This is a genomic window from Eggerthella hominis (assembly GCF_014287365.1).
Lineage (GTDB): Bacteria > Actinomycetota > Coriobacteriia > Coriobacteriales > Eggerthellaceae > Eggerthella > Eggerthella guodeyinii.
The window spans coordinates 886309-901853 of sequence record NZ_JACOOA010000001.1 but is presented as its reverse complement, the minus strand read 5'-3'; the positions used below and the strand labels follow the sequence as shown (position 1 = coordinate 901853).

At 66.0% G+C, this 15545-nt stretch carries 16 protein-coding genes; 13 read left to right on the top strand and 3 right to left on the bottom strand.

Annotated features, from left to right (window positions below; genetic code table 11):
* Positions 1-184: 184 nt before the first annotated feature.
* Complete coding sequence (locus H8S61_RS03970) at positions 185-571, top strand: type II toxin-antitoxin system RelE/ParE family toxin (RefSeq protein WP_366457779.1); 387 nt, start codon at positions 185-187, stop codon at positions 569-571.
* Positions 568-912 carry a helix-turn-helix domain-containing protein gene (locus tag H8S61_RS03965; RefSeq protein WP_186938010.1) on the top strand — a complete coding sequence of 115 codons (345 nt, stop codon included), beginning with the start codon at positions 568-570 and terminating at the stop codon, positions 910-912. The genes H8S61_RS03970 and H8S61_RS03965 overlap by 4 nt, the downstream gene beginning before the upstream one ends.
* Positions 913-1071: 159 nt before the next feature.
* Here the strand turns inward: H8S61_RS03965 and H8S61_RS03960 are convergent, their stop codons facing one another.
* Complete coding sequence (locus H8S61_RS03960; RefSeq protein ID WP_154332275.1) at positions 1072-1308, bottom strand: helix-turn-helix domain-containing protein; 237 nt, start codon at positions 1306-1308, stop codon at positions 1072-1074.
* A gap of 334 nt (positions 1309-1642) precedes the next feature.
* Here H8S61_RS03960 and loaP point away from each other — a divergent pair, with 334 nt between their 5' ends.
* From loaP to H8S61_RS03935, 5 genes are all read left to right on the top strand, one after another.
* Complete coding sequence (gene loaP, locus H8S61_RS03955; protein ID WP_160942196.1) at positions 1643-2155, top strand: antiterminator LoaP; 513 nt, start codon at positions 1643-1645, stop codon at positions 2153-2155.
* Positions 2156-2383: 228 nt separating this feature from the next.
* Positions 2384-2938, top strand: coding sequence for a zinc ribbon domain-containing protein (locus tag H8S61_RS03950; protein WP_186938009.1), 555 nt, complete (start codon positions 2384-2386; stop codon positions 2936-2938).
* Positions 2939-3079: 141 nt separating this feature from the next.
* A complete protein-coding gene (gene thrS, locus H8S61_RS03945; RefSeq protein ID WP_186938008.1) occupies positions 3080-4993 on the top strand; it encodes a threonine--tRNA ligase in 1914 nt (637 codons plus the stop codon).
* A 489-nt stretch (positions 4994-5482) separates the two neighbouring features.
* Positions 5483-5800 (top strand): PadR family transcriptional regulator, encoded by a 318-nt coding sequence (locus H8S61_RS03940; RefSeq protein WP_186938007.1) that lies wholly within the window; start codon positions 5483-5485, stop codon positions 5798-5800.
* Positions 5797-6333 (top strand): DUF2812 domain-containing protein, encoded by a 537-nt coding sequence (locus tag H8S61_RS03935; RefSeq protein ID WP_160942211.1) that lies wholly within the window; start codon positions 5797-5799, stop codon positions 6331-6333. The genes H8S61_RS03940 and H8S61_RS03935 overlap by 4 nt, the downstream gene beginning before the upstream one ends.
* Positions 6334-6335: 2 nt before the next feature.
* Here H8S61_RS03935 and H8S61_RS03930 read toward each other — a convergent pair whose 3' ends face one another.
* Positions 6336-7142, bottom strand: a complete 807-nt coding sequence (locus H8S61_RS03930; protein WP_255466413.1) for a hypothetical protein — start codon at positions 7140-7142, stop codon at positions 6336-6338.
* Positions 7143-7310: 168 nt separating this feature from the next.
* Here H8S61_RS03930 and H8S61_RS03925 point away from each other — a divergent pair, with 168 nt between their 5' ends.
* The 6 genes from H8S61_RS03925 (at position 7311) to panF (ending at position 13749) form a co-directional block, all read left to right on the top strand.
* Positions 7311-7895 (top strand): response regulator transcription factor, encoded by a 585-nt coding sequence (locus tag H8S61_RS03925; protein WP_186938006.1) that lies wholly within the window; start codon positions 7311-7313, stop codon positions 7893-7895.
* 73 nt (positions 7896-7968) lie between these two features.
* Positions 7969-9387 (top strand): helix-turn-helix transcriptional regulator, encoded by a 1419-nt coding sequence (locus H8S61_RS03920; RefSeq protein ID WP_186938005.1) that lies wholly within the window; start codon positions 7969-7971, stop codon positions 9385-9387.
* A 173-nt stretch (positions 9388-9560) separates the two neighbouring features.
* Positions 9561-11555 carry an FAD-dependent oxidoreductase gene (locus tag H8S61_RS03915; RefSeq protein WP_186938004.1) on the top strand — a complete coding sequence of 665 codons (1995 nt, stop codon included), beginning with the start codon at positions 9561-9563 and terminating at the stop codon, positions 11553-11555.
* 21 nt (positions 11556-11576) lie between these two features.
* Complete coding sequence (locus H8S61_RS03910) at positions 11577-11798, top strand: 4Fe-4S binding protein (RefSeq protein WP_160942216.1); 222 nt, start codon at positions 11577-11579, stop codon at positions 11796-11798.
* A 144-nt stretch (positions 11799-11942) separates the two neighbouring features.
* Positions 11943-12218: a YhdT family protein gene (locus tag H8S61_RS03905; RefSeq protein ID WP_160942217.1), complete on the top strand. Its 276-nt coding sequence runs from the start codon at positions 11943-11945 to the stop codon at positions 12216-12218.
* Entirely contained in the window at positions 12211-13749 is a 1539-nt protein-coding gene (gene panF / locus H8S61_RS03900; protein WP_186938003.1) for a sodium/pantothenate symporter, read from the top strand. Before H8S61_RS03905 ends, panF begins: the two co-directional genes overlap by 8 nt.
* Here the strand turns inward: panF and H8S61_RS03895 are convergent.
* Positions 13746-15419 (bottom strand): cation:proton antiporter, encoded by a 1674-nt coding sequence (locus tag H8S61_RS03895; protein WP_186938002.1) that lies wholly within the window; start codon positions 15417-15419, stop codon positions 13746-13748. The genes panF and H8S61_RS03895 overlap by 4 nt on opposite strands.
* Positions 15420-15545 lie beyond the last annotated feature (126 nt).

Genomic DNA, 15545 nt, shown 5'->3' with positions numbered 1-15545 from the left:
GTGATTGGCTGGCAACGTGCGTGCGATCCACGCTGGGTCGGCTGGCAACGCGCGTGCGATCCGCGCTGGAACCGCGTTGGATTCGCGTAAGATCGAGGAGAATTCCCGCTAGATCCCCGCCATCGCCGCGTAAGACGGCGTTGTTACCATTGAAGGAGGAGAATCGCTCGACAAGAAATAACGTGTGAGGTATATTATGGGGACTTGGGAAGTTGATCTGAGCTTGATAGAGCCATGGCTTGACGCACTGGATGGCGAGACGGCTGTTCGGATCTGGGATGCTTTGGAGGTGCTTCAAGATCATGGGCCGCATGCCGGAAGGCCGCTCGTCGATTCGGTGAAGGGCTCGGCATTCAAGAACATGAAGGAGCTCAGGCCGCCTTCTCCTGGCAGAAGCGAGGTCCGGATACTGTTCGCGTTCGATCCATCGCGAAAAGCGGTGATGCTTCTGGCTGGCGACAAATCGGTCGGCGGGACGCGCGAGCGATGGAGCCGTTGGTACGCACGGGCCATCCCGAGGGCCGACCGGCTTTTTAAGCGTTACCTGAAAGAGTTGGAGGAAGCGCAATGAGAAAAGGCCTTACCATCGAGGAATATTTTGCGACGCGCACTGATATCACTCCTGAAATGAAAGAGAAAGCCCATCTCGCTACCGAGGCGAAGATCAAGGGATACGAGCTGCAACAGGCGCGCAAGGCGTGCCATATGACGCAGAAGGAGGTCGCGGCCAAGATGGGCGTCAGCCAGAAGCGCATCTCCGACTTGGAGAACGGCAGCATCGACGTCATGCAGGTGGATACGTTGCGCCGCTACATCACCAGCCTGGGCGGTACCCTCGAGATCAAGGCCATACTCCCCGAAGTCTCCCTTGATCTTCAAGGCCTGGGTACCGATCACCCGCTTTTCTCGTAAACGCGATCTTGTAACGAGCGACGCCTCTTGGGTTGCCGGAAGGCTTCCCGAGAGCTCCCGCTCGTTCCAATTTTCATGGCTTTCGTTACGGCATTGTTGCTTTTATACAACATATAGGTATAATCGAATGCGCGACGGGCAAACCGTTGGATGGAAGGGTCAGGCGCTCGGGTCGATGCGGGGGATTCCCTCGAAGAACTCGGACAGCGTCATGTCGAATCCGTTCGCGATTTTCGCAAGGTTCTGCAAGGTGACGTTGCGCTGCCCGACCTCGATGGATGCGAGGTAGGTGCGGTCCATGCCGATTTTGTTGGCAAACCGCTCCTGGCTGACATCGTTGATGGCGCGCAGGTCCTTGATACGCAGACCGACTTTTGTTTGAAGTGTGTTTCGCATCGTCGCAGCGTATCGTGTGTGTTGTGTATATAACAACGGACTATATACAACATTGCACAATCGTTGAGGGAGGGAAAGGCGCTCGTCGCCTTTTTCTTTCGGCGGGTATGTTGTATGTATGCAACATACCCGTGAGCCGTCGGGCTCGGTACATATCTTGAGAAGACGAAATCGTCGCGAAGCGCGTTCCGTCGATCGACAAGAGGATGAATAGATGCGTTGGCTCGATACGAGCGGCTGTCGCCGGAGAGCGACGGCACGGCGCAGCTATTCGTCCTCTTTTCTTTTGACGGAACGGATCGGCGTGCGCGAGAGGCGAGAGGAAGGAGCAGGCATGTGGTATGTGGCGCAAGTGCAAGCGGGTCGTGAGTCCTCGACGCTCGAGATGTGCCGCCGCTTGGTACCCCCTTCCGTCATGGAGGACTGCTTTATGCCCGAATACGAGGTCATGTGGAAGATCCGCGGCGAATGGCGTCTGGTGAAGCGGCTGTTGTTCCCGGGGTACTTGTTCTTCGTGGCCGACGATCCCGAGGCGCTCCATCGGGAGCTGTCGAAGGTGCCCCTGCCCATCCGTCTGCTGGGCAACGAGGAGAACTCGTTCTTCCCGCTCACGGGCAAGGAGCGCGACTGGTTCCTGTCGTTCATGGACGGCAGCCATACCGTGCGCATGAGCGAGGGCGTGATCACCGGCGACAAGATCACCGTCACGAGGGGCCCGCTCATGGGCTTCGAGGGCGACATCCGCAAGATCGACCGGCACAAGCGCCGTGCCTACCTCGACGTCAGCCTGTTCGGGCGCACCGTCCCTGCCAGCGTCGGCCTGGAAATCGTCAGGAAATCCGCATGAAGCCGTTTCGCTCGACGGGGGTCGTTCGCCGTGTTGCGGATGCGATCACACGCATTCGCGAGCGTTCCTCCTGTCCCTTCATCAACCTGTAACTCAACTGCTTGCGGAAATTACCTGCACGTCTGCTCGTTCTTCGCCATCTTTGCTATAATGACTGATCGTGTGCAGGTATCAGGTGTTTCGATGCGTGTGCGCCAGTCGCTGAATATACAAGAAAACGAGGTTGAAATGAGCGAACTGCTGTCCCAGCTGTGGACTCCTGAACTGCAAGCCGCGTTCACCGTGGTTGTGGTGCTGCTGGTCATCCTGTACGTGCTGTCCATCATCTGGGTGGTTCGCGACGCGTACTTGCGCGGCTCCTACTGGTACGTATGGGCCATCGTGGCGCTCATTCCGCTGCTCGGCATCATCGCGTACTGCTTGCTGCGCCCGCCGCTGCTGCAGATCGATCGCGACGAGCAGGAGCTGGAGATCGCGCTCAAGCAGCGCGAGCTCATGAAGTACGGCGAGTGCGCGAACTGCGGCTATCCCGTGGAATCCGATTTCGTGCTGTGCCCGAACTGCCACCAGCGCCTCAAGAACCTTTGCGGCACCTGCAACCACGCCCTCGACCCCACCTGGACCGTGTGCCCGTACTGCGCCACGCCCGTGGCCGGCGGCCCCCGCACGCGCCGCGCCCCGCAGCAGCAGCGCGCTGCGCGAACGCAGCAGCCGCAGCAGGCGGCATCCCAGCAGCAGACGAGGCAGGCGCGCCCCGCTCAATCCGAGCACGGCGCCCAGTAACCACTTCGCTTTTCATCGAAGCCGCCTCGCGAACAACGGGGCGGCTTCGTTGTTTTGTCGCATCGGCGGGCGCCGGACGCACCCGCTGCGAACCGATCGTGCAGGTGCTTTGTGCGCACCCGGCACAGGAAAGGAACTGATATGAACATCGTACTTCCCGACGGCTCGACCAAGGAACTCGCGGAAGGCGCCACCGTCGCCGACGTGGCCGCCTCCATCGGCGCGGGCCTGGCGAAGGCCGCGCTCGCCGGCATCGTGAACGACCAGCCGGTCGACCTCTCCGCACCCGTGCAGGAGGGCGACGCCGTCGCCGTCGTCACGGCCAAGAGCGACGAGGGCCTCGAGCTTTTGCGCCACTCCACGGCGCACGTCATGGCCGCCGCGCTCGTCGACCTCTACGGCGACGTGCAGTTCGGCGTGGGACCGGCCATCGAAGACGGCTTCTACTACGACGTCAAGCTCGACCGCGCGCTGTCGCCCGACGACTTCGCCGCCATCGAGGCCCGCATGGCCGAGATCGTGAAGGCCGACGAGCCCTTCGAGCGCCGTGTGGTCACGCGCGCCGAGGCCGAGGAGATCTTCGCGAGCCAGCCGTTCAAGCTGGAGCTCATCGCCGAGCTTCCCGAGGACGCCGTCATCACCACCTATCGCATCGGCAAGTTCACCGACCTGTGCCGCGGGCCGCACCTGCCCTCGACCGGCAAGATCGGGGCGTACAAGCTGACGAAGCTGGCCGGCGCGTACTGGCGCGGCGACGCCGAGCGCGAGATGCTCACCCGCATCTACGGCACCGCGTTCTTCAAGCAGAAGGAGCTTGACGAGCACCTGCACAACATGGAGGAGGCCGAGAAGCGCGACCACCGCAAGCTGGGCCGCGAGCTGGGCATCTACACCATGGACCCGCTGGCCGGCGTGGGCCTGCCGCTGTACCTCCCCAAGGGCGCGCGCGTCATCCGTACCATGCAGGAGTGGCTGCGCCGCGACCTGTACGAGCGCGGCTACGAGGAGGTCATCACGCCGCACGTGTACAACGCCGACGTGTGGAAGACCTCGGGCCACTACGGCTTCTACAAAGAGAACATGTACTTCTTCAACATCAACGAAGGCACCGACGAGGACCCGCGCCTGACCGAGTACGCCGTGAAGCCCATGAACTGCCCGGGCCACGTGATGCTGTACAAGAGCGAGCTGCATTCGTATCGCGACCTGCCGCTGCGCTACTTCGAGTTCGGCACCGTGTACCGCCACGAGATGAGCGGCGTCGTGCACGGCCTGCTGCGCGCCCGTGGCTTCACCCAGGACGACGCGCACGTGTTCTGCACGCGCGACCAGGTGGTGGACGAGGTGGTGGCCATCCTCGACCTCGTGGACCACATCATGAACACGTTCGGGTTCGCCTACGAGGCCGAGATCTCCACGCGCCCCGAGAAGAGCATCGGCACCGACGACATGTGGGAGCACGCGACCAACGCGCTCAAGGAGGCCTGCGCGCGCCACGACCTGGCCTACGAGATCAACGAGGGCGACGGCGCGTTCTACGGCCCGAAGATCGACATCAAGGTGAAGGACGCCATCGGCCGCACCTGGCAGTGCTCCACCGTGCAGGTCGACTTCAACATGCCCGAGCGCTTCGAGCTGACCTACCGCACCGAGGACAACACCGAGGAGCGTCCCTGGATGCTCCACCGCGCCATCTTCGGCTCCATCGAGCGCTTCCTGGGCATCCTCATCGAGCACTACGCCGGCGCGCTGCCGCTGTGGCTGGCTCCCGTGCAGGTGGCCGTGCTGCCGCTGGCTGATCGCCACAACGACGCGGCGGCCGAGCTGGCGAAGCAGCTCAAGGCGGCGGGCGGCCGCATCGAGGTGTACGACCAGAACGAGCCCATGCGCGTGAAGATCGCGAAGGCCCAGAGCCAGAAGATCCCGTACATGGTGGTGCTCGGCGACAAGGAGATCGAGAACGGCACGGTCAGCGTGCGCGAGCGCCACGAAGGCGACCTCGGCGCGTGGCCGGTCGAGCAGCTGCTGGAGAAGATCCGCGAGGCGGCGCTGTAAGCCTCTCGATCCGTTTCGCGTTCGACGACGACCCCGGCCAACGGCGCCGGGGTCGTTTTTTTTGCTCGGGATAAGTTCCGGCTGCGTGCAGGAGGCGGGGGCATGGCATGCAGCAGGGGCCGTCCGCAAGCCCTTTCCCCAAGGGTCGGACACGCGAATCCGCTCATGCTAACCAATTTTTTCGTTTTGCGTGCGATTCGGCGCTTCGAAACGCCCTTGGACGTCGATTTCCGAAAGCGATTTTTACGTTTCCGCAGGTCGCGTGATGCACGTTCGACCGCTGCGGGGCAGCAAGCCCCCTTGAGCGTACGCAAAACGAAAAAATTGGTTAGAACTCGGCGATTCGCGTGCCGCTGTTAAACCGTCAGGTGTCGAGCGCTTCCGGTCCGAGACGGATTCCTCCTTGCATACTATATCGGCTTCCGATATACTGACTATATCGGAAGCCGATATAGTTGCGATGGCGAGGGCGAAGAGGGAGGGGGAGGCGTGGAATCGATAGCGCTGACCGAGGCGGTGTTCTACATCCTGTTGTCGCTCGATGAGCCGCTGCACGGCTACGGCATCATGCAGAATGCCGAGCGCCTGAGCCGGGGCCGCGTGCGCCTGGCGGCGGGCACCCTGTACGGCGCGCTCGACACGCTGCAGAAACGGCGCTGGATCGAGCCGGCGCCCGGCGGAGGGTCGGGGCGGAAGAAGGAGTACCGGTTGACGGACGCCGGCCGCGACGCGGTGAAAGGCGAGCTCGAGCGGCTGCGCGAGCTGGTGGGAAACGGCGAGGAGATCGTGGGGAGGTGGCCGTCGTGAAGCGGGTGATGCACCGGCTGTTTTGGGCGTGGGATTTCGACCGCGAGGAGGAATGGCTGAACACGTGGGCCGCGCGCGGATGGGCGCTCGTCGACGTGTGCGGGTTCCGCTACGTGTTCGAGGAGAGCGCGCCGGGGGAGTACGCGTACCGCCTCGAGCTGCTGGAATACACGGCGAACCACGCCGAAAGCCGCTGCTACCTGGACTTCTTGCGCGACATGGGCATCGAGTGCATCGGGTCGTACGGCCGCTGGGTGTACCTGCGGCGCAGAAGCGACGGCGCGCCCTTCGACCTGTTCTCCGACGTCGATTCCAAGATCGCGCACCTGCGGCGCATCAACGTGCTCGTGCTGGCGGTGCTCGTCATCTGCCTGGCGGGCGGCGCGAACCTGCTGCATATGCGCGACTACCCGCTGGATGCGCTGCCGTTCGCCGTGCTGTGGGCGGCGGTTTCGATCCTCGTGGCGTGCGGGTTCGTGCGGGTCGCGCGCAAGCTGCGCCGCTTGAAGCGCGAACGCGCCGTGCGCGAGTAGGCTCAGCCCAGCCAGAGCCGGTAGACGGTGGGCGGGTCGTAGTCGGACAGCGCGAGGCAGAAGCGGGACGGGTCGATGTCGTCGTAGGCCGCCGGGTCGTGGAACGTCTTCTCGTACACGAGGAACGGCACGGTAAACGTGCGCGTCTCGCCGGGTTGGATGACGTTCCAATCGTCGGGGATGCTGTAAGTGGCGAACGTATCCTGCGGTTCGCCGTACAACTCGTCGAGCAGGTACTTGTCGGTATGTAGGCCGTTGCCGAGGTTGTCCGACGCGCCGTTGAAATCCTCGCTCCAGAGCATCGGCGTGTACATGCGCGCCGGCTCGTCGTTCGGGTTCGTCACGGTGAGCTCGACGAGGAATACCTTTGCCTCGGCGTCGCTGGACTCGATGCGCGCGTCGCCGTAGTGCGGGTACCATTCGATGAACGCGTCGTCGGTCATCGCCTTGAAGCCGGTGACGGTCAGGTCGAGTGCGGGCTGGTCGTAGCGCCAGCTGTCGGAGTTCGCGGTGCGCTCGCGTTCCTCGTCCGGCCACGCTGCGATCTCCTCCTCGCTGTATGAGAAGCCCTTGCCTTGCGTCAGGCCTTCGACGCGCAAGGTTTCGCCCTGTGCCACGTCCGCGATGCTTTCGGCCGCGTAGCGGCTGCCGCCGCTGGCCTGCGACCTGCCAACTTCGGTATCCGCCGTCCGCGCTCGCGGCTCGCCGGGGGTGAATTGGAAGGCGAACCAGACGAGCGCGGCGGTGGCCGCCGCGATGCAGACGGCGCCGAGGGCCGTCCGTGCGATCCTGCTGCGTGCTGCGCTCATGGGACGCTCCTTCTCCGTGGTCCGCGATCCGACGCATCCAACCTAGCACGACCCGGCGCGAAACGGCAATGATGAAGTTTTTCATCACCCGTTCTGCCCGGGCGCGCCGGGAGCTTGCGCTATGCTGGGGAAATCCAAACGGCAAACCGGCAAGAAGGAGGGCGGCGCATGGTCTCGTGGTCGACGGTGGCGGTGCTCGCGCTGGCGTGCGTCGTGTACGGCGCGTTCTGCACGGCGGCGGCGCGGGCGTTCTTCCGCGCGCGGGCCGACCGGGCGGCGTACCGGACGGCGGGCGCGTGGGCGGCCTGCTTCGGCGTGACCGTCGTCGGGTCGCTCATGGCGCTCGACGCGCAGGGCGTCGACGCGGCCGCGGCGTTCGCGGCCTGCGCGTGCCTCGCATCGTTCCCGCTGTGCCTGCTGCTCGAACGCCGCTGGCGCAACCGCGACATGGCCGCGGCCGTGGCCTACCTGCAGCTGCATCGGCCGGCTCCCCGGCCCGCGGAGCCGGCCGCCGCGCCGGGGTCGGAATGGGGCACCGGCCTCGACGCCACCTGCGCGCGCCTCGCGCGCTCCTACGACCTGACGCGCCGCGAGGAGGACGTGCTGCGCCTGCTCATGGAGGGCCGCACGTTCGCGGAGGCCGCCGACGAGCTGGTGGTGTCCCTCAACACGGTGAAGAGCCACGTACGCCGCATCTACGCCAAGATGGGCGTCAGCGGCAAAGCCGACCTGTTGGAGAAGGTGTCGTGCTGAACCTGCCGCATCCCCGAAAGGTGCGCTACACTGCAAAGGGTAGCAAGGTGATGGGGCAAAGGGGAGTGCTGAGATGGGCATGAGGGTGCTGACGGTCGTCGGCTTGTCGTTTCTGTGGTCGGTCCTGTATTCGGACATCTACTTTCCCCTGTCGTTCGTGTTCGACGGCGGCGGGACGTTCTCGCAGGCCGACCTCTCGTATTTCCACACGCTGTTCTGCGTCGTGCTGCTGTGCCTGCTGGCCATCTGCTTCTTCGCCCGACGGCTGATCCAGGATCTCGTGCGGTTCCATGCGAGGGCGCTGGCGGTCGCGGGCGTCGTCACGGGCGTGACGGGCGCCTTCGTGCTGGCGCTCGGCTCGTCGGTGCGGGGCGTCGAGGAGGTCGAGATCGGCGCCGCCACGACGTTGCTGGCCCTGTGGCTCGTGCTCGTGTTCCTGGGATGGACGAACGTGCTGATGCGCGGCAGCGAGAGCGAGATGGCGCAGAACGTGTGCCTGTCGTTCGTCGTGCACCTCGTCGTCGTGTCCTTGGTGCTGCTGACGGGCGTCCCCTTGGTCGCCTATCAGCTCGCGTGCCCCCTGTTCGCCTCGCTCGCCCTGGCGTTCTTCCCGGAGCGGTCGGAGCGATCGACGTTCGTGGGCGCGCAGGCGTTCAGGGAGCTGCCGTACCGGATCATCGTGCCGCTGTGGTTCTTCATCTTCCTGGGAATCGTGAGCACCCGCTTGATGGTGGGTTCGACGAACGGCATCCTCACCACCGACTCGCGGTTCATGACGATCGTGCCCTCGCTGGTCATCGCGGGGATCATGACGGTCTGGTGCTTCGCCGCCACCTGGTCTTCGGACACGGAGTTCTCGATGTTCTCGTTCTTGGCGGTCGCGGCGGTCTTCGGTTTCGTCGTGGTGATCCTGCTGAACCAGCACGACCTTCCCTTTTCGACGAAGCGCATCGCGGTGGCTTCCGAGCATTGCCAGGAGCTGCTCTGCTTCATGGTGCTGGTGTCGACCTGCATCAGGAAACGCCTGTCGCCGCTCGTGGCGGTCATCGCGTTTCTGGCCGCGTGCTTCCTCGTGCCCCGGTTCGCGGCGAACGACCTCGTGTATTTCGCGGGAGCCGGGATCACCCTCGACGCGAGCGGCTCCATGGCAACCGTCTCGGCGGCGGTCATCTTCGTGTTCACGGTGCTGATCGTGGTGCTGCTCATGCGCTACGGCAAGCAGTATCGCGAGCAGGGGCGCGGCCAGGAAAGCGACCGGTTGGCCGAGCGCTGCGAGCGCCTTGCCCGGACGGGCGGTCTTTCCAAGCGCGAGACGGAGACGCTGGTGTGCCTGTGCGAGGGGATGAGCGTGCGGGACGTGGCCGAAACCATGTGCATCGCCGAATCCACCGTGAAGACCCACGTGAAGCATATCTGCGAGAAGCTTGACGTGCACTCCCGACGCGACCTGTCCCAGCTGGTGGACGGGTACGCCTCGGACTCCTCCGCGTGATGCGTTTCCCCTGATGGAACCTCCCCTATGAGAGGGGATTCCGCCCTCGGGACGTAAATCCCCTCCTGCGCCTGAATACAGCGCGCTCCCTTCCTCCTATGATCTCGAGCGTCGTACACGCTGTCCCGTCAAAGTGGCCGGGCGGCGCGAAGGATGCAACGATAGGAGGAGTTATGGGAAACGAACCCAAGGGCGCCAAGGCCGCGGGGGTGTCGCGTCGAACGTTCATCGGCGGAGCCGTGACGTTGGGGGCGACGATGGCCGCGACCGCGCTCGGAGGATGCGCGCCGCAGGCGAGCGCCGAGTCCAAGGCGCAATCGAGCGCATCGGCCGCGTCGAGCGCGCCCGACGTGCGCACGACGGACACGGCGGGCGATCCGAGCTACCTGCCGCTCAACACGGAGCTCCCCACGCCGAAGATGCCGGCGCCCGACACGACCGAGTACGCATGCGACGTGCTGGTGGTGGGCGGCGGGCTCACGGGGCTCAACGCGGCGTGGGCCGCGGCCGAGGCGGGCAAGAGCGTCGTGCTGGTGGACAAGGGCACGCCCGGGTACTCGGGGCTTTCCGCTTGGCCGAGCTGCACGGCGTACTACGACCCCGACCTCGACGCCGATCTGGACACGTGGGACGAGTACATGCGGCGCAGCTGCGACTGCTTCGCGAACCTCACGTGGGAGGACGTGTGGGTGCAGGAGTCGAAGAGCGCGACGCAGCGCCTGATCGACTGGGGCTGGATATCGTCCTACGACCGCGCGGCCGATACCGCGTACTGGGTCGACGGGCTGTGCTGGCATGACGACGTGCGCGGGTACTACCGGGAATTCGCCGACAAGGACCGCCGCAAGGTGTTCGGCGCGGTGCTCGAAAAGAGCGGCGTGACGGTGGTGGACCACGTCATGATCGTCGACGTGGTCGAGCGGGACGGCGCGTGCGTCGGTGCCGTGGGGCTGCACTTCAAGAGCGGCACGATGCTGTCGTTCGCGGCGAAGGCGGTGGTGCTGGCCACGGGCAACGGCGTGACGAAGTCGAGCGGGTACCCGCTGGGAGCCGACACGTTCGACGGCATCTGGATGGGCTACCAGCACGGGCTGCCCATCACGGGCGTCGAGTTCGAGGACTTCCATATGACCACGCGTTTCGCCGCGGGAAACATCCAGATGGACAACAGCTGGCCCTATTTGGAGAACATCTGGCTGACGGGCGGCACCGTCGATGCCGAGCACATGATGAAGAAGCCGGGCGTCCAGGAGCGCACGAGCAGCTTCCTCGAGGGGTTCAAGCGCAGCGACACGACCGAGCTCGAGGACATCGCCGGGGCCGCGTGCTCGTCCGCGGTGACCAAGGGCAACGCCGACGACCCCCGCAAGGGCAAATGGACGAGCCCCATCCCCAAGGGGAACACCTACGGCGCCGCGCCGGGCATGTGCGTGCACACGGCCGCGGGCATCTGGTGCGGCGTCGACAACACCGACTGCTCCACGGGCATCCCCGGGCTGTACGCCGCGGGCGACGGCACGAACGGGTGCTACGTGGGCGGGCCGAACTACGGCGCCCAGCGCGGCAGCACCTCGTCGTTCATGACCGTGCAGGGCGAGCACGCCGGCGCGGCCGCGGCGGCGTACGCCGACACGGTGGGCGATGTCGCCCTCCCCGCCGACAAGGTCGCGGAGATCTCCGACGAGGTGCTGGCCCCCTTGTCGCGCGAGACGGGCTACGACCCGACGTGGGTGCGCGACACGCTGCACGGCATCATGGCGCCGGGATGGGTGACCATCGCGAAGAACGAGGCGAGCCTGCAGGCCGCCAAGACGCAGATCGTGCAGCTCAGAGAGCTGACGAGCGGGAAGATGATGGCCCAGAACCCCCATGACCTGCGCCTCGTGCAGGAAGTCGAGCACCAGCTGCTCGCCTGCGAGCTCAAGATCAACGCGGGCCTCGAGCGCAAGGAGAGCCGCGGCTACCACTACCGCACCGACTACCCCTTCAAAGACGATGCCAACTACCTGCACTACCTCGTGCAGACCAAGGGCGACGACGGCGAGCCGGTGTTCGGCACGGTGGAGCTGCCCAGCCGCTGGGTGGGCGACGTGTCGGCAAGCTATGTCGAGCGCTATCCCAGCTTGTCCACGCCCGAAGAAGTGGCGAAGTACGGCGAGAAGAACTGACGAGAGGACAGGAGCAACGATATGGCTGTGACGCGCAAGGATTTGGATGCGTGCATCGGGTGCCGCACCTGCGAGACCGTGTGCCCGATGGACGTGATGTACTACGACGGCGAGCGGAACAAGTCGGTGATCGCCTACGTGCAGCAATGCATCAGCTGCGGCCAGTGCTGGCTGCGGTGCCCGAGCGGTTCGCTGGGGCTGTCGAGCGAGCTGGCCGATTTCGCCGTGAACGCAGGTCGGTAAGCCGGGAGCTCCCTCCGCTTTCGGCATCGCGCCCGCTCCGTTCGCTCGACGGGGCGGGCGCTCGCGCGCACCCGTCTCCCTCGGTTGGTGTACCATGCTATGAGCAAAACGACGCGGCGCGACGGCCGCAGCAGGGGAGGGCGTATGGCGCAGAAGGCGCTGACGGGCTATCGGGAGAAGCTCGCTCAGACGAACAGGGAGGCGAAGGCCACGGTGGTGGCGCTCGCCGTCGTCGTGGCGGTGTGGCTCGTCGGCGGGTTCGGGCTCGCGGGGCTCGACGTGCAGGTGCTCAGCACGCCGCTGTGGATCGTCGTGGGATGCGTGGGCACGTGGATCGCCGCAGTGGTCGCGGCCATCGTGCTGACGCGCTGCGTGTTCGCCGACTTCAGCCTCGACGACGAGGAGGGCCTCGATGGGTGACCTCGCCGCGCTCGTTCCCGTCGCGCTGTTCCTCGCGTTCGCCGTGGGTATGAGCATGGTCGTGCGCCGTCGCGCACGGGCCGCGTCGACCGGCGGCGGGTTCGTGAAGGAGTACTTCATCGGCAACCGCGGCCTCGGCGGCTTCGTGCTGGCCATGACCACCATCGCCACGTACGGCTCGGTGAGCTCGTTCGTGGGCGGCCCGGGTCAGGCGTGGAGCATCGGCTTCGGCTGGGTGTACATGGCCGTGGTGCAGGTGACGGCGCTCGTGCTTTTGTACGGCATCGTGGGCAAGAAGATGGCGCTCATCGCGCGCAAGCTGGACGCCATCACGGTGGTCGACGTCATCCGCGCCCGCTACGGCTCGGACGCGCTGGCGAACCTGTCGGCCGTCATCATCGTCGTGTTCTTCGGCGCCACCATGATCGCGCAGTTCGTGGGCGGCGCGAAGCTGTTCGAGGCGGTGACCGGCTACTCCTACGTGTTCGGCCTCGCGCTGTTCGGCGTGGCGGTGGTGCTGTTCACCACCATCGGCGGCTTCCGCGGCGTGGCGCTCACCGATGCGCTGTGCGGCATCGCCATGCTCGTGGGCATCGTCGTCCTGGCCGCGGGCATCCTGGACGCCGGTGGCGGCTACGAGGCCATCATGGGCTCGATCGCGCAGAACCATCCCGAGATGCTCGAGCCCACGTCGGGCGGCAATATGCCGCCGTCGCTGTACTTCACCCAGTGGCTGCTCGTGGGCATCTTCACGTTCGTGCTGCCGCAGTCGGTGGTGCGCACGATGGGATACAAGGACGTGAAGTCGCTCCACCGCGCCATGATCGTGGGCACCGTCATCATCGGCGCGATGATGATCGGCGTCACGGCGCTCGGCGTGCTGGCCGCGGGCGTGCTCACCGAGGACCTCGCGGCCTACGGCGGCAGCGTGGACAACATCATCCCGCTGGCCATCGTGCGCACGCTGCCGCCGGTGCTGGCCGGCATCGCCATCATCGGGCCGGTGGCCGCCTCCATCTCCACCGTGTCGTCGCTGCTCATCTCGTCGTCCTCGGCGCTCGTCAAGGACGTGTGGATGCACTACGCCGAGGCGCGCGGCAGGCGCGTGGGCGAGCGCACGCTGTCCGTGTCGAGCCAGGCGATCACGCTCGGCCTGGGCGCGGCGGTGTTCGTGCTGGCCATCGTGCCGCCCGACGTCATCTGGAAGATCAACATGTTCGCGTTCGGCGGCCTCGAGACGGCGTTTCTCTGGGTGCTCGTGTGCGGCCTGTTCTGGAAGCGGGCGAACCGCACGGGCGCGCTGTGGTCGATGGCGGGCGGGACGCTGGCCTACTGCGCAACGATGGCGCTCGGCTTCAAGGTGGCCGACCTGCACCAGATCGTCATCGGCGTCGTCGTGGCCGGCGCGTGCATGGTCGTCGGCTCGCTGGTCGGCTCGCACGCGTCGAAGGCCCGGCTCGACGTGTTCTTCCCGGACGGTGCGGACGGTGCGGGCGACCGGGGCGACGCGGAGGCTCGCCGCGCGAGCTAGCGCCGCCGCCCCCCGCGCTCGTGGCCGCGCTCGTCGCGGCGCTGCCGCGCGTCGTCGAACATCTGCTTGACGTCGTCCTCGCTCAAGCCCATGCGCTCGGCCGCGCGGCCCATCTCGCCCATGCGGCGGCGGTACTCGCGCACGACGCGCTCGGCCATGCGGCGGCACCGTTCCTCGCGGCGCTGCTGGGCCTGCGGAAGCAGGGGGCCGTCGCCGTCGGGATCGGCGTCGGGCGCCAGCTCGCGGCGGGCCATCTCCTGCGCGGCGTAGTCGAGCGCCTCGTCGATGGCGCGCTTGCGCGCCGATCTCCGCTGCAGCAGCGCGGCCCGTTCCTGCCAGTCCCTGTCGTCCGCCTCGCGCCCCTCGCGCCGCGTCGCCAGCCGCTCGAGCGCCTCCTTGCGCGCCAGCATGCGCTCCAGCTCCCAGTGCTCGCGCAGGATGTCGCCGATGTCGCGCGGGTTGCGCGTGATCTCCTTCACGGCCTCGAGGGGCTTCGCGTCGGCCACGCGGTAGGTGAGCATGCCCAGAAGCGGCATGAGGAACACGGTGATGGCGCCGGCGGCCACCAGCACGCTGGCCGTCTCCTGCGACATGGCGTTCGCGCTGACGGCCACCGAGGTCACCGCCACGATGATGGGCAGCGCCGTGGTGCAGTACAGCGCGATGGTCAGGCGGTTGTGCGTGGATATGTCGCGCGTGTCCTTGCCGGTGGACAGCGCGACGAAGATAGGCACCGCGCGGATGAGCAGCAGCATGAGGATGAACCCGACGAGCAGCGCCGGCTGCTGGAACACGGCCATGAGGTCGATCTTCGCGCCCGACACCACGAAGAAGATGGGGATGAGGAAGCCGTAGGCCACGCCGTCGAGCTTCTTCTCCAGCCCGTGGTCGCCCTCGGGGATGATGTAGCGCAGCACGAAGCCCGCGGCGAACGCGCCCAGCACGATGTCGAGGTCGAACGCGGCCGACAGCGCCACGAGGCCCACGAGCAGCACCACCACCATGCGCATCATGGTCTGCGACGTGCCCTCGGCGTTCGCGGTGAGGAAGTGGAACAGCCGGTGGCCGGCCTTCTTCGCCTTCGCCGGCACCACGGCCACGATGACGGCGATGGCCACGAACGCCAGCAGGATGAGGACGGTCTTCCACTCGGCGCGCGACGACAGCAGCACGGCCATGGCCAGGACGGGGCACAGCTCGCCCCAGGTGCCGTACGCCAGGATGGACTCGCCCACGCGCGTGCCGGTGAGCTCGCGCTCCTTGAGGATGGGCATGAGCGTGCCGAGCGCCGTGGTGGTCAGCGCGATGGCCACGGCGATGCCGTCGATGTGGCTGACCGAGAAGAACGGCGTGGCGCGCACCACGGCGAAGGCGAGCAGGATGGAGATGCCCCAGGTGAGCAAACCTCGTTTTCCCTGGGAGCCCGTCAGGCTCTTGGGGTTGATCTCGTAGCCGGCCAGCAGGAACAGGAAGGCCAGGCCGAGGTCGGACAGCAGGCCCACCGAATCGGTGAGCACGATGGCGCCCGCCAGGTGGGGCCCCAGCAGCGCGCCGGCGATGAGCAGGAACACCGTCTCGGGGACGAGCTTGTTGGGGATGAGCTTGGCGACGATCGGGCACGCCGCCGCGACGAGCGCGATGATTGCGAGCGAAATAAGGTCGACGGTCATGGAGCGCCTTTCGTGCATATTTGGCATAGGTGCAGGTAAACGTTACTATTGTACACCTTTGGCCTTGCGCGGATCGTGGTATGCTAAGCGACACGCAATGCGCATCGGTTCAACCGTTCGTTGAAA